This is a genomic window from Roseateles chitinivorans (assembly GCF_050632235.1).
Lineage (GTDB): Bacteria > Pseudomonadota > Gammaproteobacteria > Burkholderiales > Burkholderiaceae_C > Roseateles > Roseateles chitinivorans_A.
Genome location: NZ_CP192584.1, coordinates 4,046,873 through 4,067,371, shown reverse-complemented (window position 1 = coordinate 4,067,371; position 20,499 = coordinate 4,046,873). Strand labels below are relative to the sequence as shown.

The window sequence follows — 20,499 nt, the reverse complement described above, 5'->3', positions numbered from 1 at the left end:
CTCAGACGTGCTCACCGGTGAGACGCCGCAGCTCCTGCACCACCAGGACCAGGGCCTCACGCTCGGCCAGCGTCACCTCGGGGTTCCACAGATCGACCAGCAGGCAGGTCCGCGACCGGTCCCCTGCATTCCAGGCCTCGTGAAGATAGGAGTAGTCGAACAGGAGGCAGCGCCCCTCCTCCCACTGGTGATCCACGTTGGCCACCCTCAGCACGCAGCCCGACGGGATATCCACCGCAAGATGGAGATTGATGGTGAAGTTCCAGAGATCGCAGTGCGGCGCGATCCGGGCGCCCGGCAGCAGCGTCGAGAAGTGCATCTCCAGCAACGGGCACAGCCAGTCCCCGATCTGCTCCTTCATGAAACGGAAGGTCTGCGGCACGCAGTGCGCCGTCTCTTCCACCGCCCGCCCGTTCCGGAAGAGGTAAAGCGCCTTCCAGTCCTTCTGGACCCCCTTGTAGTGGCCGTAGTCCACCAGCGCGCCCGCCTTCGAGGTCTGCAGCAGCTCCGCCTTGATCTCCGGGTGCAACTGCTCCAGCCCCTGCACGATGGGACGCAGCGCCTCGTGTTCAAGGGGTCATGCCAGGGTTTGGACGTCAGGCCGGGCATGATCCACTTGGCCTGCTTCTGCAGCGGATGCCGGTCCTGACGCTTGCCCTGCAGCATGCGCTCCACCCGCAGTACCGAGTCCGCGCCGTGGCGACCGCGAATCTCATCCAGTCCTTGCTCGATCGACGGTGTCATGCATTCCCCCTGGTGTTCACTGCGGCTGCGGGCTGACGCCCGCACGCGCCGCCGCCCCGTCGTTGTCTAGGATCGCCCGCAGTTCGCTCTCGGACAGACCGCCGAGTTCCTGCTTCAACGCGTCGATGTCCGCGCCCATGTAGACCTGGAACTGCAGTTGCTGGACGCACTCCGCAAACTCCCGCAGCACGGGCCGCTCAAAGAGGTCGCGCATGGGCACATCCACACCGCATGCGTCGTCGACACGTCGCAGCAGACGCACCGCCATCAGGGAATGGCCGCCCAGTTCGAAGAAGTGGTCGTGCCGGCCGACGCGTCCCACTCCCAGCAGGTCCTGCCAGATCTGCGCCAGGGTCTGCTCCAGGTCCGTGGCCGGCGCCTCGTAGGTCCGGCTGGCCAGGGCGTCCTCGTCCGGCGCGGGAAGCGCCTTGCGGTCGATCTTGCCGTTCGGGGTCAGCGGGAGCTCGGGCAGCACGACGAAGGCGCTGGGCACCATGTATTCGACCAGGCTGCGCGCCAGCTCGTCGCGCAGTTGCGCGGCGGTCACCGGCTCCCCGTCGTGCATCGTCAGGTAGGCCACCAGCCGCCTGTCGCCGTCCTGATCCTCCCGGGCCAGCACCACGGCCTCGCGCACGCCGGCGCACTGCAGCAGCCGCGTCTCGATCTCGCCCAGTTCAATGCGGAAGCCGCGGATCTTCACCTGATGGTCATTGCGACCCAGGAACGCGAGGGTGCCGTCCGGCAGCCATCGACCGAGGTCGCCGGTCTTGTACATGCGCGCACCCGGCTGATCGCTGAAGGGGTCCGGCAGGAAGCGTTGCCGGGTCAGCTCGTCCCGGTTGAAGTAGCCGCGCGCCACGCCATGGCCGCCGATGTGGAGTTCACCGATCACGCCCAGCGGCACCGGGGCACCATGGGCATCCAGGACGTACACCCGCGTGTTGGCCACCGGACGGCCGATGCCGGGCCGGAACCCTTCGCTGCGATCCATCGACACGAAGGTCGAGTAGGTCGTGGTCTCCGAGGGGCCATACAGGTTCGCCACCCTGCGCGTGCGCGATGAGGCGAACGCCCGCTCCACCAGCGTGCCCCGCAGCGGTTCTCCGGCCAGGTTGATGCAGCGCAGGGCGTCAGGCAGCCGATCGTTGTCCAGCAGGGACTGCATGGCCGAGGGGACGGTATTGATCAGCGTCACGTCGTTCCAACGATCGTCGTGCGTCAACGCATCGGGCACCAGACGGATCGAGGTCCCGGCGCTGAGCGGGACAAAGAGCTCGAAGACATGCAGGTCGAAATTGATCGAGGTGGAGAACAGGGTCATGGCCAGCTCGTCGGTGCTGAAAGCCTCCCTGCCCCACTGGATGAAGTTCACCGCATTGCCGTGCTCGATGGCGACGCCCTTGGGCTGCCCGGTGGAGCCGGAGGTGTAGATGACATAGGCCATGTGGCCCGGTGCCAGGCCGAAGGACTGACGGCCGGGATCGTGCTCGTCCTGCTCCGCGATGCGGGCCTCGTCGATCCCGTCGACCACCAGCATCGGCACGCCGATGGGCAACGCTCGCATGACGTCGTGCTGGAGCAGCCTCTGCGTCAGGACCGCCACCGGCTCGCAGTCGGACAGCATGTAGGCCACACGCTCGGCCGGATAGGCGGGATCCAGCGGGACGTAGGCCCCTCCGGCCTTCAGCACGGCCAGCACCGCCACCACCAGCGCCACGTTGCGCTGCATGCAGATCGCCACACGGTCGTCGGGCCGGACGCCCGTGGCCAGCAGCGCGTGAGCCAGGCGATTGGCGCGCGCATTGAGCGCTTCATAGCTCAGCCGCTCGTCATCGCACACCAGGGCCAGCCGCTCCGGATGCGCCCGGACCTGCGCCTCGAAGAGCTCATGCATCAGCCGGTCGCGCGTGTCGTCGGATCGCGTGGCGTTGAAGCCCTCCAACAGCGTGTGGCGCTGCTCATCGCTCAGCAGTGCCAACTGGCTGACAGGTCGTTGGTCATCCGCCATCACCATGCCGGACAGCACGGTCAGCAGGTGATCCTGCAGGCGCTCGATGGTGGCGGCATCGAACAGGACCGTGGCGTAGTTGAGGTCCGCCGTGATCCGGTCGCTGCCGATGTGCAGGGACAGCATCAGATCGCACAGCGCGGTGTCCTCACGGGAGTCCTCGGGAAGGAAGCGCAGTCCGGCCACGGACAACGCGCTGTCCCCCGGCGTGTTGTGAACGTTCAGCATGGCCTGGAAGAGCGGGCTGTGGCTCATGCTGCGCTGGGGTTGCAGCGCTTCCACCACCTGCTCGAAGGGCAGGTCCTGGTGTTCGTAGGCATCCAGGGTGCTGGCCTTGACCTGCTGCAGCAGCTGTTCGACGGTGGGGTCGCCGTCGAGCCGGACGCGCAGCGCCAGCGTGTTGACGAACAGGCCGATCAGTCCTTCCGTCTCCTTGCGCTGCCGATTGGCCACCGGCGTGCCCACGACGATGTCGTGCTGGCCGCTGAGCCGGCTCAGCAGCACCGACCATCCGGCCAGCAGCGTCATGAACAGCGTAGTGCCGTGTCGCTGGGACAGCTGGCGCAGTCCGTCGGTCAATGCCGGGGACACCTCGAACGGCCGATGTCCGCCCACATAACTCTGCAAGGCAGGGCGAGGCCGGTCGGTGGGCAGTTCCAGCAACGCGGGGGCGCCCCCGAGCTGCTGTTTCCAGTAGGCGACCTGCGCGTCCAGCACCTCGCCTGTCAACCAGGCGCGCTGCCAGACCGCGTAGTCGGCATACTGGATCGGGAGCGGCGGCAGCGGATCCGGCTGGCCTTCGCCGAAGGCCTCGTACAGCGTGCAGACCTCGCGGACCATGATCCCGATGGACCAGCCGTCGGAGATGATGTGGTGCTGGGTGACGACCCACAGATGCTCGGTGTCGGACAAGCGCACCAGCAGGCCCCGGATGAGCGGCCCCTCCGACAGGCTGAATGACGCCTGCTCCTCCTCGTCACTCAGGCGCTGAACGGCTTGCGCCTGCGCCTGCGCGGGCAGGCCACCGAGATCGACCTCCTTCAGCGCAAAGCCCGTGTCGGCCGGCCCGACGAGTTGCACCGCCTGACCGTCCAGGGTGCCGAAGCAGGTCCGCAGACCCTCGTGGCGCCGCACGACCGTGTCCAACGCCGCCTTGAGCCGGGCCCGATCCAGCGGCCCGAGGATACGGATGGACTTCGGGATGTGATAGGCCGCATCGGCGGCAGGATCGAGCTGATGGATGAACAGCAGCCGCTGCTGGGAGTACGAGGGCGGCACGAGGTCCGTCACGGTGCGGCGGGGAATGCTGCCCGAGGCCGGCCCGCCCTGCGGGCCACGCATCCGCTCGACCTCCTGCGCCTGCGCCGCCACCGTGGACTCGCGGAACAGCGTCCGCAAGGGGACTTCGGCACCGAGCCGGGTGCGAATGCGCGAGGCCAGCTGGATGGCGATGAGCGAGCTGCCGCCCAGGGAGAAAAAGTGATCGTGGACGCCGATCGGGCCGACCCCCAGCAAGGCTTCCCAGATCGCGCAGAGTTCGCGCTCGGTGGCCGACTGCGGTGCCACGAACTCGTTGGGCAGGTCCGGCCGGGCATGCAGCGCCAGCGATGCGGCCCCGTCGTGGGCCGGCGCCGTCATCGGCGCCCCGTCGGTCGCCGGCAGTGTCGCGCCCTGCCCGCCTTGCCCGACCGGGTCGCTCCGCTGTCCGCTGGCGTCCCAGCCCGCGGCCGACACGCCCTTGCCGATCCAGTAGCGTTTGCGCTGGAAGGGGTAGGTCGGCAGCGGCACGCGCGAACGCGGCTCGTCGCGGTACACCGCCGCCCAATCGACGGCGCAGCCCACCGTCCAGAGGCGACCCAGCGCCGCAAAGGCGGTCACCTGACTGCTGGCGTCCTCATCCTGGCGCGGCAACGCATCGATGGTGCTGCACGCCGTGCCCGGCTGCAGGTCACGCTTGACCAGATTGCAGAGCGTGTGCCCTGGCCCCACCTCCAGGAACACCTCCAGCTGGCGTGACATCAGCTTGTCGACGCCTTGCGCGAAGCACACCGTGTTGCCGAGGTGACCCACCCAGTAGTCGGGGTCCTTCGCCTGCTGATCCGTGATCCAGTCCCCCGACAGATTGGACAGGAAGGGCAGCGTGGGAGCGTTCAGCGCCACGCTGGCGACCACCGCGCGGAAGGAGTCCAGGATAGGCGCCATCAGGCCGGAGTGGGAGGCCGGCCAGCCCCGGAGAAACTGGAACTCGACCCCGGCTTCGGTCCAGCGGGCGGCGAGCGCCTCGGTGGCCTCGGGGGTCCCGGCGACGGTGCATGCCTGCCGCGCGTTGACACAGGCCAGCCACAGGTCCTCCCCCAGCCACGGGCTCACCTGCTCCGGCGGCAGCAGCACCGCCAGCATGTTCGCCGGCGGCAGCGCGCCGATCAGCCGCCCCCGTTCCGCCACCACTTTCAGCGCATCCGGCAGCGAGAACACACCCGCCAGGCAGGCGGCCACGTATTCGCCGAGGCTGTGGCCGATCATGGCCGCCGGCTTGACGCCCCAGTCCATGAACTGCCTGGCCAGCGCGTACTCCAAGGTGAAGAGCGCCACGAGCGACACCTGCAGCGGCTTCATCTGCGCCTGCGCGGCGGCCACCTGATCGTCCTCGGGGAACAGCACGGTGCGCAGGTCCAGTTGCAGGATCGGCTGCGCGAGCGCGGCGCAGCGGTCGACCTGCTGCCTGAAGCACGGCTCCGACGCGTACAGCGCCCGCCCCATGCCGACATATTGCGTGCCCCCGCCGGGGAACATGAAGACGACCTCGGGCTGGCCCTTGCCACGGCTTCTGCCCGAATGGGCCGTACCGAAGCTGCGCGCCCTGCCCTCGGCATCCGGCCCGTCGATGCAGACCACGCTGCGGCGGTATTCAAACTGCTGGCGACCCGACATCAGCGTATGGGACACATCGGCGGCGGCCACCTCCGGATGACGGTCCAGATGACTGGACAGGTTGGTCGCGGCGGCGGACAGCGCGGCGGGCGTCTTGGCGGACAGCAGCAGCAACTGCGGCCGGGACGACGGCGCCCGCTTCACCCGCGCCGGCGCTTCCTCCAGCACCACGTGCGCGTTGGTCCCGCCCACGCCGAACGAGCTGATGCCGGCCCGCAAGGGCGTTCCCAGGTCCGGCCAGGCGCCCAGCGTGCTGTTGACGTAGAACGGACTGGCCGCAAAGTCGATGTGCGGGTTCGGTGCCCTGAAGTGCAGGCTGGGAGGGATCTGCCGGTGTTGCAGCGACAGCACCGTCTTGATCAGGCCGGCGATGCCTGCCGCGGTGTCCAGATGACCCAGGTTGGTCTTGACCGAGCCCAGCGCGCAATACTGCTTCCTGGCACTGGTGAGCGCAAACGCCTTGCTCAGCGCGCGCACTTCGATGGGGTCCCCCAGCCGGGTGCCGGTGCCATGCGCTTCGACATAGGCAATCGAGTCCGCCGTCACGTCCGCGATGGACAAGGCCTCGCTGATGACGGCCGCCTGTCGGTCCACGCTGGGTGCGGTGAAGCTGATCTTGTCGGACCCATCGTTGTTGATGGCCGATCCGCGAATGACCGCGTGGATGTAGTCGCCGTCCGCCAGGGCCTCTGACAGGCGCTTCAACACCACCAGGCCAATGCCGCTGCCATCCACAATGCCGGTGGCCTCCGCGTCGAAGGCGCGGCAATGGCCGTCCGCCGACTGGATACCGCCCTCCACGAAGCTGTAGCCGGTCTTCTGGAGGTTGGAGAGGGCCACGCCGCCGGCCAGCGCCATGTCGCACTCGCCGTTGAGGATGCTCTGGCAGGCCACGTGCACCGCCACCAGCGAGGTCGAACAGGCCGTCTGCACGACCAGGGCGGGTCCACGGAGATTGAGCTCGTAGGCCACCCGGCCGCAGAGGAAGTCCTTCTGGTTGACCTGCATGATGGCGCGGCCGCCCATGGCGCGGATCACCGCCGGATTCGAGGCGATGTTCTCGAAGAGGTAGGCGCTTTCCGCGACACCGCCGAAGACACCGATGGCCCCCTCGTAGTCACGCGGGCTGTATCCCGCATGCTCCAGCGCTTCCCAGGAACACTCCAGGAAGAGGCGGTGCTGCGGGTCCATGAGTTCGGCCTCGCGCGCCGCGATGCCGAAGAACTCGGCATCGAACAGGTCGATGTCCGACAGCATGGACGCCACCTTCACATAGCTGCTGTCGGCGATGAGCGCCTCCTCCACACCGGCCCGACGCAGCTCGTCGTCGGAGATCGGATGCACGGAATCCAGTCCGTCGTGGAGGTTCTTCCAGAACTGCTCGAGCGTGGCGGCATCGGGGAAACGTCCCGCGATGCCGATGATCGCGATGCTCTGCTCGGCATCGAGGTCGGTGTTGAGGTCGATCTTGTTGTCGTTGTCGTTGTCGTTCCGTTGGGTCATGACTCCCCTCCCGTCGTTGGATGCCGGCCGAGCTTTGATCGCCTGTCACGCTGCTGCGCGGCGCTGCGTTTGCGCGCCTCCGCACGCGACACCCCGCGCTGGGCGGGTGCGTCCTGGTCCTGTTCGCCCCCCAGGAACGCCGCGATCTGCTCCACCGTGGTGTGCGTGAAGAAGTCCGACATGGCCAGGCGTCCCGGATACATCAGGTCGAGTTCCTGATGGAGCCTGACGATCAGCAGCGAATGCCCGCCCAGGTCGAAGAAGTTGTCGGTGACGCCGACACGGTCGAGCTGCAGCAGCGTGGCCCACACCTGGCTCACCGCCGCCTCGGTCGCGTTGCGCGGTACCACATGGCGCTCGGAGACCGCCGATGGGTTCAGCGCAGGAAGGGCCTGCCTGTCGACCTTGCCGTTGGGTGTCAGCGGCAGGTCGTCCAGCACCACGAAGGCACTCGGCACCATGTAGTCCGGCAGCAGGCCGGCCAGCTCGCTGCGAAGCTGCGTGGTGGCCAACTCGGTCCCCGGATCGGCCGTCACATAGGCCACCAGACGCTTCTGGCTGCCCTCGTCGTCGCGGGCCAGCACCACCGCCTCGCGCACGCCCTGGCATGACGCCAGGCGGGTTTCGATCTCGCCCAGCTCGATGCGGAAGCCCCGGACCTTCACCTGATGATCGTTGCGGCCGAGGAATTCGACATTGCCATCGGGCAGCCAGCGCCCGAGATCCCCGGTCCGGTACAGGCGTGCACCGGGTTGTGCACCGTAGGGATCGGGCAGGAAACGCTGCCGGGTCAGCTCGAGCTGGTTCCAGTAACCACGCGCCACGCCCGAGCCGCCGATGTGGATCTCTCCCGTGGTGCCCAGCGGCACGGGTGCACCGTGCTCATCCAGGATGTAGATCCGCTTGCCCGCAACGGGCCGGCCGATCGGAATCGATTCCCGGTCGTTTGCCAGGCACTCGTACACGGTGGCGCAGACGGTCGTCTCGGTGGGGCCGTAGGAATTGAACAGCGCGTGCTGTGCCGACCAGGTGGCCGCCAGTTGGGGCTGCAACAGCTCGCCGCCGGTGATCAGGGTGCGCACCGCCCCCAGATCGGCCTGTGGCGGCAGTGCGGCCAGCGCGGCGCGCGGCAGCGTGATGTGCGTGGCGCCCAAGGTGCGAAGCGATTGCAGCAGCGGCTCACCGGGCAACAGATCGCCCGCCGGTGCCAGCAGCAAGGTGGCGCCGCTGCACAAGGTCATCGTGATCTCGGAGATGCAGACGTCGAAGCTGAGCGACACGAACTGCAGCACCCGGCTGGACGGGGTGACCCCGAACTGCGCGATCTGCGCATGCGCCAGACTGCTCAGTCCGCCGTGCTCCACCATCACGCCCTTGGGCTGCCCGGTGGAGCCGGAGGTGTAGATGATGTAGGCCAGATGGCTGGCGGTCAGCCCCAGTCGCACCGGGTCGGGATCGTGGCTGGGCTGCTCTTTCAGCAGCGCCGCCTCCGCGCCGTCTAGCGCCAGCACCGGCACCCCGATGGCCACGCCCTGGCGCATGTCCTGCACCAGCGCCTGCTGCGTCAGCACCGCCGCCGGTTCGCTGTCCTGCAGCATGTAGGCCAGCCGCGCCGCCGGATACGCCGGGTCCAGCGGCACATAGGCCGCCCCGGACTTGAGGATGCCCAGCAGCCCCACCACCATCTCCACGCCGCGGTGCAGGCAGATCGCCACCCGGTCGTCGGGCTGGATGCCCAGCGCCAGCAACCGGTGCGCCACCTGGTTGGCCCGCGCGTTGAGCTCCGCGTAGCTCAGCTGCTGCTGCTCGAACACCAGCGCCGTCGCCTGCGGCCGCACCCTCGCCTGTTCCTCGAACAGCGCATGGATGCGCTCGTCCTGCGGATAAGCCCGCGCCGTGGCGTTGAAGGTCTCCAGCAGTTGCTGGCGCTGGTCCTGGCTCAGCAGCGGCAGCGCGCTGACGCGGCCCTGCGGCGACGCCACCACCCCTTGCAGCAGCGTCAGCCAGTACCCCGCCAGCCGCTCGATGCTGGCCGGCTCGTACAGCGCGCTCGCGTAGCTGAGCGTGGCGCTCAGGCCCTCGGGCGTCTCCGTCAGCGCCAGGCTCAGGTCGAACTGCGTGCTGCCGCCCTGCTGCCCCAGCGTGCTGATGCGCAGGCCGCTGAGCTGCAGCGCCCCCTGCACCGGCGTGTTGTTCAGGCTGAGCATGTTCTGGAACAACGGGCTGTGGCTGAGGCTGCGCTGCGGCTGCAGCGCCTCCACCACCTGCTCGAACGGCAGATCCTGGTGCTCGTACGCCGCCAGCGTGCTGGCCTTGACCTGCTGCAGCAGCGCCTGCACCGTCGGGTCGTCGTCCAGCCGCACCCGCAGCGCCAGCGTGTTCACGAAGAACCCGATCAGCCCCTCCACCTCGCTGCGCTGGCGGTTGGCCACCGGCGTGCCCACCACGATGTCCTTCTGCCCGCTGAGCCGGCTCAGCAGCACCGACCAGCCCGCCAGCAGCGTCATGAACAGCGTCGCGCCCTGGCTCTGCGCCAGCGCCCGCAGCCCCGACGTCAGCGCCTGGGGAATCTCGAAGCTCCACTGCGCGCCTTCGTAGCTTTGCTCGGCCGGCCGCGGGTTGTCCGTGGGCAGCTCCAGCAGCGCGGGGGCGCCGGAGAGTTCGCGCTTCCAGTACTGGCTCTGCTGCTGCAGCACCTCGCCTTGCAGCCACTGGCGTTGCCACACCGCGTAGTCGGCGTACTGGATGGGCAGCGGTGGCAGCACACCTTCGTTGCCGTCTTCGCGATCGTCGCCATCTTCGCGGCCCTGGCGATGCGTGTCGCGCTGGCTGTGTGCCTCGTACAGCGCGCTCACCTCGCGCACCATGATGCCGGTGGACCAGCCGTCGGAGATGATGTGGTGCTGCGTGAGCAGCAGGATGTGCTCGTGCTCGTCAAGCTTGAGCAGCTGCCCGCGGATCAGCGGCCCCTGCGCCAGATCGAACGGCGCGCGCTGCTCCTGCTCGCTGAGCTGCTCCACCGTGCGGGTCCGCTGCGGCTCCGCCAGCGTGCTCAGGTCCACCTCCTGCAGCCGGAATCCGGTGTCGGGTCCGTCGATGAGTTGAACGGTCTGTCCGTCCACGCTGGCGAACCTCGTGCGCAGGATCTCGTGGCGACGGACCAGGCCGTCCAGCGTGGCCTGCAGGGCTTCGCGGTTCAAGGCCCCGCTCAGCTTCAGCGCCACGGGCATGTGATACGCCGCGCCGGCGGCTGCGTCCAGCCGGTCCAGGAACCACAGCCGCTGCTGCGCGTACGACACCGGCAGCGGGCCGCTGCGATCGGCGCGCTCGATGTGCGCGGGCAGCTTCGCGCCTGTGTCTGCATCGGTGTCCACGCCGGTGTCCGCGCCCGCCTGTGCGACGCTCTGCGCGAACGCAGCCAGCTCCGGCTGATTGAACAGCGAGCGCAGGCTGGTCTCCACGCCCAACTCCTGGCGCACCCGCACGATGACGCGCACCGCCAGCAACGAGTGACCCCCAAGCTCGAAGAAGTTGTCGTGACGGCCAACGCGCGGCACACCCAGCAGCTCTTGCCAGATCTGCGTCAGTGCCTGCTCCAGCCGGCCCACCGGGGCTTCGTACGGCTGGCTGGCCAGGGCATCCGCATCCGGTGCCGGCAGCGCCTGCCGGTCGATCTTGCCGTTGGGCGTCAGCGGCAGCGACTGCAGCACCACGAACGCACTGGGCACCATGTACTCGGCCAGCGATTGGCTCAGCTCACTTCTGAGCGCGCTCACCGCCAGCCCGTTCCCCTGCTCGTGCCCAGCCTGCGCCGTCAGGTAGGCCACCAGTCGCTTGTCCCCGCCCACGTCTTCACGGGCCACGACCACCGCTTCCCGCACGCCAGGGCACTGCACCAGCCGCGCTTCGATCTCTCCGAGCTCAATCCGGAAGCCCCGGATCTTGACCTGATGGTCATTGCGGCCCAGGTACTCCAGGCTGCCATCGTCCCGCCAACGCGCCAGGTCGCCCGTGCGGTACATCCGCGCATCGGCCTCGGCACTGAACGGATCGGCCACGAACCGTTCGTGTGTCAGGGCCGGTCGCTTCCAGTAGCCCCGGGCCACCCCGTGGCCCCCGATGTGGAGCTCTCCCGCCACGCCCACCGGCACCGGTCGTCCCTGCGCGTCCAGGATGTAGATCTGCGTGTTGGCGATCGGGCGGCCGATGGATTCGACGGGCTGGACGCCCGCCTGCTCCGGCGCGATGCAGTGCGCGGTGGACCAGACGGTGGTCTCGGTGGGACCGTACAGGTTCCACAGCTGCGCCACACAGCCGCTCAGCCGCTGCGCCAGCGGACCTGACAGCGCTTCGCCGCCGCACAGCACCCGCAGCCCGGCCCGGCCCGTCCAGCCGTTGTCCAGCAGCATGCGCCAGGTCACCGGCGTGGCCTGCATCAGCGTGACGCCGGACTGCTCGAGCGCCTGCTGCAGTTGTGCCGCGTCGCTCGCGGTCTCCCGGCTGGCCAGCACGATGCGCGCGCCATTGACCAGCGGCAGGTACAGCTCCAGTCCCGCAATGTCGAAGGACAGCGTCGTCACCGCCAGCACCGAATCCTCACGGCTCACGCCGTGCAGTGCCGTCATGGCGCCCAGGAAGTTGAGCACCGACCGATGCTCGATCTGCACGCCCTTGGGCAGCCCCGTGGAGCCCGAGGTGTAGATGATGTAGGCCAGGTGACGACTGTTCAGGCCATGCGCGCCCCGTGTGTCGGGATCGTGGCTCGGCTGCGTCTGCAGCAGCGCGGCATCGGCACCGTCCGGCACCAGCAGCGGCACACCCTCGGGGGCCACCGCCTGCACTGCGGCCACCAGGGCCTGCTCGGTGAGCACGACCGCCGGTTCGCAGTCGCTCAACATGTGCGCCAGGCGCGATGCCGGATACGCCGGGTCCAGCGGGACATAACAGGCCCCGGACTTGAGAATGCCCAGCAACCCCACCACCATCCCGACCCCGCGCGACACGCACAGGGCCACCCGGTCGTCCGGCCGCACGCCCAGCGCCAGCAGCCGGTGCGCCACGCGATTGGCCCGCTCATTGAGCTCGCCATAGCTCAACGCCTGCACATCGTCCCGCACCGCAAGCGCCTGTGGCTGCGCGCGCACTTGAGCTTCAAACTGCTCGTGCAACAGCGCGCCGTCGTCATAGGCCACGGCCGTGGCGTTGAAATCATTCAGCAGGCGATGCTGCTCAAGCAGCGGCAACGGATCGAGCGATGTCAGGGCCTGTCCCGGCTCGCGCTGCAAGGCGTCCACCAGCACTTCAACGCTGCGCACGAACATGCGCGCAACGCCTTCCGGATCCACGCCGTCACACTGCATGGACACCGAATACGCCCCGCCCAGGTCGTTCACCGCGACGCCGATCGGATAGTTGATGCGCTCCTCATGCGCATAGGTGACCACGCCCGCCAGTCCCGAGCCCTGTCCACCAGCGGCAGCGCCCTCGGCATCCTGGATATGGCGATAGTTCAGCAGCGTCGTGAACAAAGGCATCGGCGCCTTCACACCGCTGCAGCGTTGCGCCAACCCCAGCGACGCCTGTTCGTGAACGAGCAGCGCCGTCAGCTGCGCATAACACGCACGCACGGCCTCCTCCACACTGACCGTCCCCGTGGCAATGCGCACCGGCAGCGTGTTGATGAACATGCCCAGCACCCGCTGCGCGTCGCTGGCGCCTTGCATCCGACCGAGCAGCACGGTCCCGAAGACCACATCGTCGCGGCCCGTGCAGCGGCTCAACAGCAACGCCCAGCCGACGTGGAACAACACGGCCGGCGTCACGCCGAGCTGGCGGGAGACACCGTCGATGCGCGACGCCAAGCCGTCGTCCAGACCCAGCAGCGTCTCCCGGACGCCAGCCCCGCTGCCTTGCACGTCGAGCAGCCCGAAGGGCGCCGTGGGCTCGGTCACGTCGCCGAGCAGGCGTCCGAAATAGGCGTCGTGCGCAGCCTGATCGGTCTTCAGCGCGCTCGCCACGAAGGCCCGGTAGGACGCCGGTTCGGGCAGGTCCTCGCTGCGCCCCTCCAGGATCGCCCGGACCTCTTCCACGATGAGATCCAGCGTCACGTGGTCACCGATCAGGTGGTGGTTGAGCAGCGTGAGGAACCACGAGGGCGAGGACGTGTCGGCCGCGATGTAGGCGGCCATCAAGGGCGCCTGGCGCAGATCCAGCCGTCGTTGACGCGGATCGACCCGCGTGAGCAGCTCGCCCAGGGCATCGTCGGTCGAGGTCAGACGCAGCGATTCCACCGGCAGCGTGGCCTGCCGCCAGACCACCTGCACCGGGCTGGACAGATGCTCCCACTCGAAGGCGCTGCGCAGGATGTCGTGGCGCTGGATCACCTGCTGCAGCGCATCCAGGAACCGATCCAGCCGGTCGCGGCTGTCGAAGCCCAGCACCAGGCGCAGCAGGTAAGGATCGCCCGTGGTCTCGAGCATGTGGTGGAACAGGATCCCCGCCTGCAGCGGCGCGAGCGGATAGAGGTCCTGCAGGTTGGACACCCCGCCGGGCACGCCGGCGACGAGGCCGTCGATCTCCGATTGCGTCAGGCTCACCAGCGGCAGCATCTCCGGCGTCACGCGCTCGCAGCCGGGTTCGATGCCACCGGCCGGCAGCGCAGGCGATTCGGTGCGCTCAGCCTCCTGCCCCGCCACCGCCCGGGCGAAGGCGGCCAGGGTCGGTGCCGCAAAGATGCTGCGCACCGGCACGATCAGTCCCTGCAGACGGAGCTGCTCGATCAGGCTCACCGCCATCAGCGAATGGCCGCCCAGTTCGAAGAAGTGGTCGTTCCGGCCCACCTGCTCCAGATCGAGCAGGTCCTGCCAGATGACGGCGATCGTCTCCTCGATGGCGCCCTGGGGCGGTTCGTAGGTCTGCGTCACGACGGAGGCCTGGCCGGGCTCGGGCAGGGCCTGCCGGTCCAGCTTGCCATGCGGCGTCAGCGGCATCTGCGGCAGCACCACGAAGGCCACCGGCACCATGTACTCGGGCAGCGTCGCGAGCAGCGCGCTGCGCAGTTCCGCGGACAAGGGCGTCATGCCCTCCTCGGCGGTGACATACGCCACCAGCCGCTTGTCGCCACCCGCTTCCTCGCGAGCCAGGACCACCGCCTCCCGGATGGCGTGGCATGCCGCCAGGCGGGCCTCGATTTCCCCATCTCGATCCGGTGGCCCCGGATCTTCACCTGGAAGTCATTGCGGCCCACGTACTCGACCAGACCGGCCGATGTCCACCGACCCAGATCCCCGGTGCGGTAGAGACGCGACGATGCGTCGCCGTAGGGGTCGGCGATGAATCGGCTTTGCGTCAGCTCGGGGCGCTCGTGATAGCCACGAGCCACCTGCACGCCGCCCAGATGGATTTCACCCACCACGCCCACGGGGGACAGCTGGCCGAAGCCGTCCAGGATACGCACGACGCTGTTCTCCACCGGGTGGCCGATCGGGATCTCGGACGTCGGCAGGCCCTGGTCGGGATCCCAGGCAAAGACGGTCGCGTAGACCGTGGCCTCGGTCGGCCCGTAGGTATTGATCCAGCGGATCGACTGCGGGGCCCCCGCTGCCGACCAGGCCTCCAGATGACGCAGCTCGGCCTTCTCGCCGCCCACGATGACCAGCCTCAGCGTCTCCCAGGGCATGCTCCGCCCCAACCGCATCTCGCCCGTCCAGAGGTGCCAGAAGGAGGTGGGCAGGTCCGCGACCGTCACCCCATGTCGAGCCAGGAACGCCATGAACTCGTGGTCGGGCACCAGCAACTCGGCCGGCCGCATCACGATCTGCCCGCCCACCTGCAAGGTGGGGAAGATCTCGGTGATCGAGTTGTCGAAGCCGAACGACGCCAGCTGCAGCACGCGATCCGCTTCGCTCAGCTCGCAGGTGCGGATGTGCGCTTCGATCAGGTTGACGGCATTCCCGTGTTCCACCAGCACGCCCTTGGGCATGCCCGTGGAGCCGGAGGTGTAGATGACATAGGCCAGGTGGCTGGCGCCGAGTTCGGGGATCTGCGGATTTCCGGCCGCCGGATCCACCGATGCCTGGATGAACCGGTCGACGCTCTCCGCGGGATCGATGGTGATCACCGGTGTGGCACCCGCTTCGAAGCGGGCCCTCATCGACTGCTGCACGATCAGCACCGCCGGGTCGCAGTCCTGCAGCATGTAGTTCAGCCGGTCCTGCGGATGCTGCGGATCCATAGGCACGTACGCGGCGCCGGCCTTGAGGATGCCGAGCAGCGCCACCAGCTGGTCGGGGCAGCGCGCCATGCAGATCGCCACCTGGTCGTCCGGCCGCACGCCCAGTTGCAGCAGCTGATGCGCCAGACGGTTGGCGCTGGCGTTGACCTGTCCATAGGTCAACGCCAGGCCCTCATGGATCACGGCCACGTCGTCCGGGTGCGTGGCGGCGCGCACTTCAAAGCCGCGGTGGATCAGCGGATGAACCGCTGGCACCGAGGGCGTCGCATTGAAGCGCTCCAGCAGGTCATGCCGCTCGGCGTCCGACAGGAACGACTGCCCCGCATGCGAGGCCTCGGGGTTGCGCGCCATCGCTTCCAGGATGGCGACGAAGTAACCGAGCGCGCGCCGCTCCTGGCTCGCCGAGAGCGAGCGCGCATCGATCTTGATGCCGATGCCCTGGTTGGGCCGCTGGAAGCAATCCACGGCCAGGGCGTTGTTGGTCAGCTCGATGTCGCCGCGGAATCCCTCCGCCTTGATGTCGGCATGCAGCCCTTCATACACATGGAAATTGATGTAGTTGAAGGTGGTCTCGTAGAAGGGCTTGCGGTGGTGGTCGACGTAGAGCTGGAAGTAGGGATAGTGGCGGTACGCCATCACCCCGATCTCGTTGTCGTGGGTCTGGCGGATCAACGCCTTCCAGCTCATGTCCAGCAGCTTCTGGCGGAACGGCAGCGTGTTGAGGAACAGCCCCAGCACCTGGTCCCCGTGGGTCACTTCCGGACGGACGTTCGCGACCAGCCCGGTGGTGACGTCCTCTGCGCCCGACAGCGTGGCCACCATGCGCAGATGTGCCGCCAGCAGCAGCGAGCGCATCGGCACGCCCAGATCACTGGCCAGGGCACGCAGTTGGGCGCAGACCCCCTCGGACAATTCCACCGCCTCGTTGCGGGGCGCCTCGGGATCGACTTCCGGTTCAGCGGGCGGCAGCGCGGCGAACTCGCAGTCCGCCAGATATCCGGCCCAGAATGCCCGATGCGCCTCCGAACGCAGGGCCTGACGTTCCTGCGCAATGGTGTGGCGCGGGGTCACGGCCAGCGGCGCCTGCGCCGCGTCGGCGGCCTCCCCGAGATCAGGGCGGCATAGGCATTCACCAGGCCGGTCTGCAGCGCCGCCAGGCTCCAGCCATCCAGGATGGCGTGATGGAAGCTCAGCGTGATCTGGATCGAGTCGGCTGAACGCAGGTGCACGAACACGCGCAGCAGCGGCGGCGCTTCGAGCGCGAAGCGCGTCTGATGCTCCTGCTGCATGAAGGCCGCGATCTGCCGGTTCTGCGCGTCGGCGTCCAGATGCTGAATGTCGAAGACCTGCAGCGGCAGGGAAGCATCGACATGCACCACCTGCATCGGCTCGCTGTAGCGATGCAGATCGAAGGCGGTACGCAAGGCCGGATGGCGTCGCACCATCGCAGCCAGCACCGCCTGCATCGCGGCGGGATCCCAGGCCGTCAGCGTCAATTGGTGGCTGGTGACGTCGTGATAAAGCCCCGCAGCCTCGTCATGCGCGTTGTGGAACACCATGCCCATCTGCAGCAGGGTGACGGGATAAGCGTCCTCCACGTGCGCGGGCAGCAACTGCCGATCCGCGTCACTCAGCTGGACCTGCGACTCATCCACCGAGGCAGCCGTTCCGCTGGAGGCCAGGGCCTGCGCCAGGCCCCGGATGGTCGGCGACTTGAAGAGGTCGACGATGGCCAGGGTCAGCCCTCGGTCCCTCGCCTTGGCCACGATGGCGATGCTGCGGATGGAATCGCCGCCCACATCGAAGAAGTTGTCGTTGACGCCGACACGCGCCAGACCCAGCACCTCGCACCACGTCTCGCACAGCAGCGCTTCGGTCGGGGTGGCGGGAGCGACGTAGTCGTGGGTGGCAAGGGCGGCCGTGTCGGGGGCGGGCAGCGCCTGGCGATCCAGCTTGCCATTGGAGGTCAGCGGCAGCGCCGCCAAGACCACGAATGCGCTGGGCACCATGTAGTCGGCCAGCATCGTGGACAAGTGGCTGCGCAACTGTGCGGCCGACAGCTCGTGCCCGGGATGGGCGGTCAGGTAGGCCACCAGGCGTTTCTGGCCGGCCTCGTCGTCGCGCGGCAGCACCGCCGCATCGCGCACGCCCTCGCATGACGCCAGACGGGCTTCGATCTCGCCCAGCTCGATGCGGAAGCCTCGGATCTTGACCTGGTGGTCGTTGCGCCCCAGGTACTCCAGGCTGCCGTCGTCCCGCCAACGGGCCAGATCGCCCGTGCGGTACATCCGCGCACCGGCCTGCCCGCTGAACGGATCGGACAGGAAGCGCTGCTGCGTCAGGTCATCGCGGTTCAGGTAGCCCCGCGCCACGCCGTCGCCGCCGACATGCATCTCACCCGTCACACCGATCGGCGCCGGATTCCCCGTCTCATCCAGCACATAGATGCGCAGATCGGGAATCGCGCGACCGATCGGGCTGTGGCCCCGCTCGCCGGCCATGGACGGAGTCAGCGGCTGGTAGGTCACGTGGACCGTCGTTTCCGTGATGCCATACATGTTGACCAGGCGCGTGTCCCGGTTGATCTCGCGATCAAACCAGGGCTGCAGCATGGTCGGCTCCAGCGCCTCGCCGCCGAAGATCACCACGCGCAGCTGATGCGCGAGCGGGCTGGCCGCCTGGGCCGCGATGAGCTGCCGGAAGGCACTGGGCGTCTGGTTCAGCACCGTCACGCGATGCGTGCTCAGCAGCTCGTGGAACGCTTGCGGGGAGCGGCTCGTGAGGTAGGGAACAAGGACCAGTGTGCCGCCCTTGGCCAGGGCGCCCCACAGCTCCCAGACCGAGAAGTCGAAAGCGAAGGAATGGAAGAGTGTCCAGACATCGCGGTGGTCGAAGTGGAACCAGTCCTCGGTCGCCGTCAGCAGACGCACCACCTGCCGGTGTTCCACCATCACGCCCTTGGGCTGCCCGGTGGAGCCGGAGGTGTAGATGATGTAGGCCAGGTGGCTGGCGGTCAGCCCCAGCTGCACCGGGTCGGGATCATGGGTGGGCTGCTCTTTCAGCAGCGCCGCCTCGGCCCCGTCCAGCGCCAGCACCGGCACCCCGATGGCCACGCCCTGGCGCATGTCCTGCACCAGCGCCTGCTGCGTCAGCACCGCCGCGGGTTCGCTGTCCTGCAGCATGTAGGCCAGCCGCGCCGCCGGATACGCCGGGTCCAGCGGCACATAGGCCGCCCCGGACTTGAGGATGCCCAGCAGCCCCACCACCATCTCCACGCCGCGGTGCAGGCAGATCGCCACCCGGTCGTCGGGCTGGATGCCCAGCGCCAGCAACCGGTGCGCCACCTGGTTGGCCCGCGCGTTGAGCTCCGCGTAGCTCAGCTGCTGCTGCTCGAACACCAGCGCCGTCGCCTGCGGCCGCACCCTCGCCTGTTCCTCGAACAGCGCATGGATCCGCTCGTCCTGCGGATAAGCCCGCGCCGTGGCGTTGAAGGTCTCCAGCAGTTGCTGGCGCTGGTCCTGGCTCAGCAGCGGCAGCGCGCTGACGCGGCCCTGCGGCGACGCCACCACCCCTTGCAGCAGCGTCAGCCAGTACCCCGCCAGCCGCTCGATGCTGGCCGGCTCGTACAGCGCGCTCGCGTAGCTGAGCGTGGCGCTCAGGCCCTCGGGCGTCTCCGTCAGCGCCAGGCTCAGGTCGAACTGCGTGCTGCCGCCCTGCTGCCCCAGCGTGCTGATGCGCAGGCCGCTGAGCTGCAGCGCCCCCTGCACCGGCGTGTTGTTCAGGCTGAGCATGTTCTGGAACAACGGGCTGTGGCTGAGGCTGCGCTGCGGCTGCAGCGCCTCCACCACCTGCTCGAACGGCAGGTCCTGGTGCTCGTACGCCGCCAGCGTGCTGGCCTTGACCTGCTGCAGCAGCGCCTGCACCGTCGGGTCGTCGTCCAGCCGCACCCGCAGCGCCAGCGTGTTCACGAAGAACCCGATCAGCCCCTCCACCTCGCTGCGCTGGCGGTTGGCCACCGGCGTGCCCACCACGATGTCCTTCTGCCCGCTGAGCCGGCTCAGCAGCACCGACCAGCCCGCCAGCAGCGTCATGAACAGCGTCGCGCCCTGGCTCTGCGCCAGGTTTCGCAGCCCCGCCGCCAGCGCCGGGGGAATCTCGAAGCGCCACTGCGCGCCCTCGTAGCTCTGCTCGGCCGGCCGCGGCCTGTCCGTGGGCAGTTCCAGCAGCGCGGGCGCGCCGGCGAGTTCGCGCTTCCAGTACTGGCTCTGCTGCTGCAGCACCTCGCCTTGCAGCCACTGGCGTTGCCAGACCGCGTAGTCGGCGTACTGGATGGGCAGCGGTGGCAGCACACCTTCGTTGCCGTCTTCGCGATCGTCGCCATCTTCGCGGCCCTGGCGATGCGTGTCGCGCTGGCTGTGTGCCTCGTACAGCGCGCTCACCTCGCGCACCATGATGCCGGTGGACCAGCCGTCGGAGATGATGTGGTGCTGCGTGAGCAGCAGGATGTGCTCCTGCTCGTCGAGCTTGAGCAACTGGCCGCGGATCAGCGGCCCCTGCGCCAGGTCGAACGGCGCGCGCTGCTCCTGCTCGCTGAGCTGCTCCGCCGTGCGGGTCCGCTGCGGCTCCGCCAGCGTGCTCAGGTCCACCTCCTGCAGCCGGAAGCCGGTGTCGGGTCCGTCGATCAACTGCACGGTCTGCCCGTCCACGCTGGCGAACCGCGTGCGAAGAATCTCGTGGCGACGGACCAGGCCGTCCAGCGTGGCTTGCAGGGCTTCGCGGTTCAAGGCCCCGCTCAGCTTCAGCGCCACGGGCATGTGATACGCCGCGCCGGCGGCTGCGTCCAGCCGGTCCAGGAACCACAGCCGCTGCTGCGCGTACGACACCGGCAGCGGGCCGCTGCGATCGGCGCGCTCGATGTGCGCGGGCAGCTTCGCGCCTGTGTCTGCATCGGTGTCCACACCGGTGTCCGCTCCCGCTTGTGCGACGCTCTGCGCAAACGCAGCCAGCTCCGGCTGATTGAACAGCGAGCGCAGGCTGGTCTCCACGCCCAACTCCTGGCGCACCCGCACGATGACGCGCA

5 protein-coding genes are annotated in these 20,499 nt (G+C 68.5%); all 5 read right to left on the bottom strand.

Going from position 1 to position 20,499, the window contains the following annotated elements:
- Window position 1: 1 nt before the first annotated feature.
- A complete protein-coding gene (locus ACQ859_RS18495) occupies window positions 2-547 on the bottom strand; it encodes an aspartyl/asparaginyl beta-hydroxylase domain-containing protein (protein ID WP_431262154.1) in 546 nt (181 codons plus the stop codon).
- 213 nt (window positions 548-760) lie between these two features.
- Entirely contained in the window at window positions 761-7,186 is a 6,426-nt protein-coding gene (locus ACQ859_RS18490) for an amino acid adenylation domain-containing protein (protein WP_431262153.1), read from the bottom strand.
- Window positions 7,183-14,334, bottom strand: coding sequence for an amino acid adenylation domain-containing protein (locus tag ACQ859_RS18485; RefSeq protein WP_431262152.1), 7,152 nt, complete (start codon window positions 14,332-14,334; stop codon window positions 7,183-7,185). The genes ACQ859_RS18490 and ACQ859_RS18485 overlap by 4 nt, the downstream gene beginning before the upstream one ends.
- Window positions 14,262-16,490, bottom strand: a complete 2,229-nt coding sequence (locus tag ACQ859_RS18480; protein ID WP_431262151.1) for a non-ribosomal peptide synthetase — start codon at window positions 16,488-16,490, stop codon at window positions 14,262-14,264. Before ACQ859_RS18480 ends, ACQ859_RS18485 begins: the two co-directional genes overlap by 73 nt.
- Entirely contained in the window at window positions 16,487-20,482 is a 3,996-nt protein-coding gene (locus tag ACQ859_RS18475; RefSeq protein ID WP_431266593.1) for an amino acid adenylation domain-containing protein, read from the bottom strand. The genes ACQ859_RS18480 and ACQ859_RS18475 overlap by 4 nt, the downstream gene beginning before the upstream one ends.
- Between the last annotated feature and the right edge of the window lie 17 nt (window positions 20,483-20,499).

Coding starts and splice junctions, on each gene's coding strand:
- ACQ859_RS18490 (WP_431262153.1), bottom strand. CDS start 7,186: ATGACCCAACGGAACGACAACGACAACGACAACAAGATCGACCTCAAC.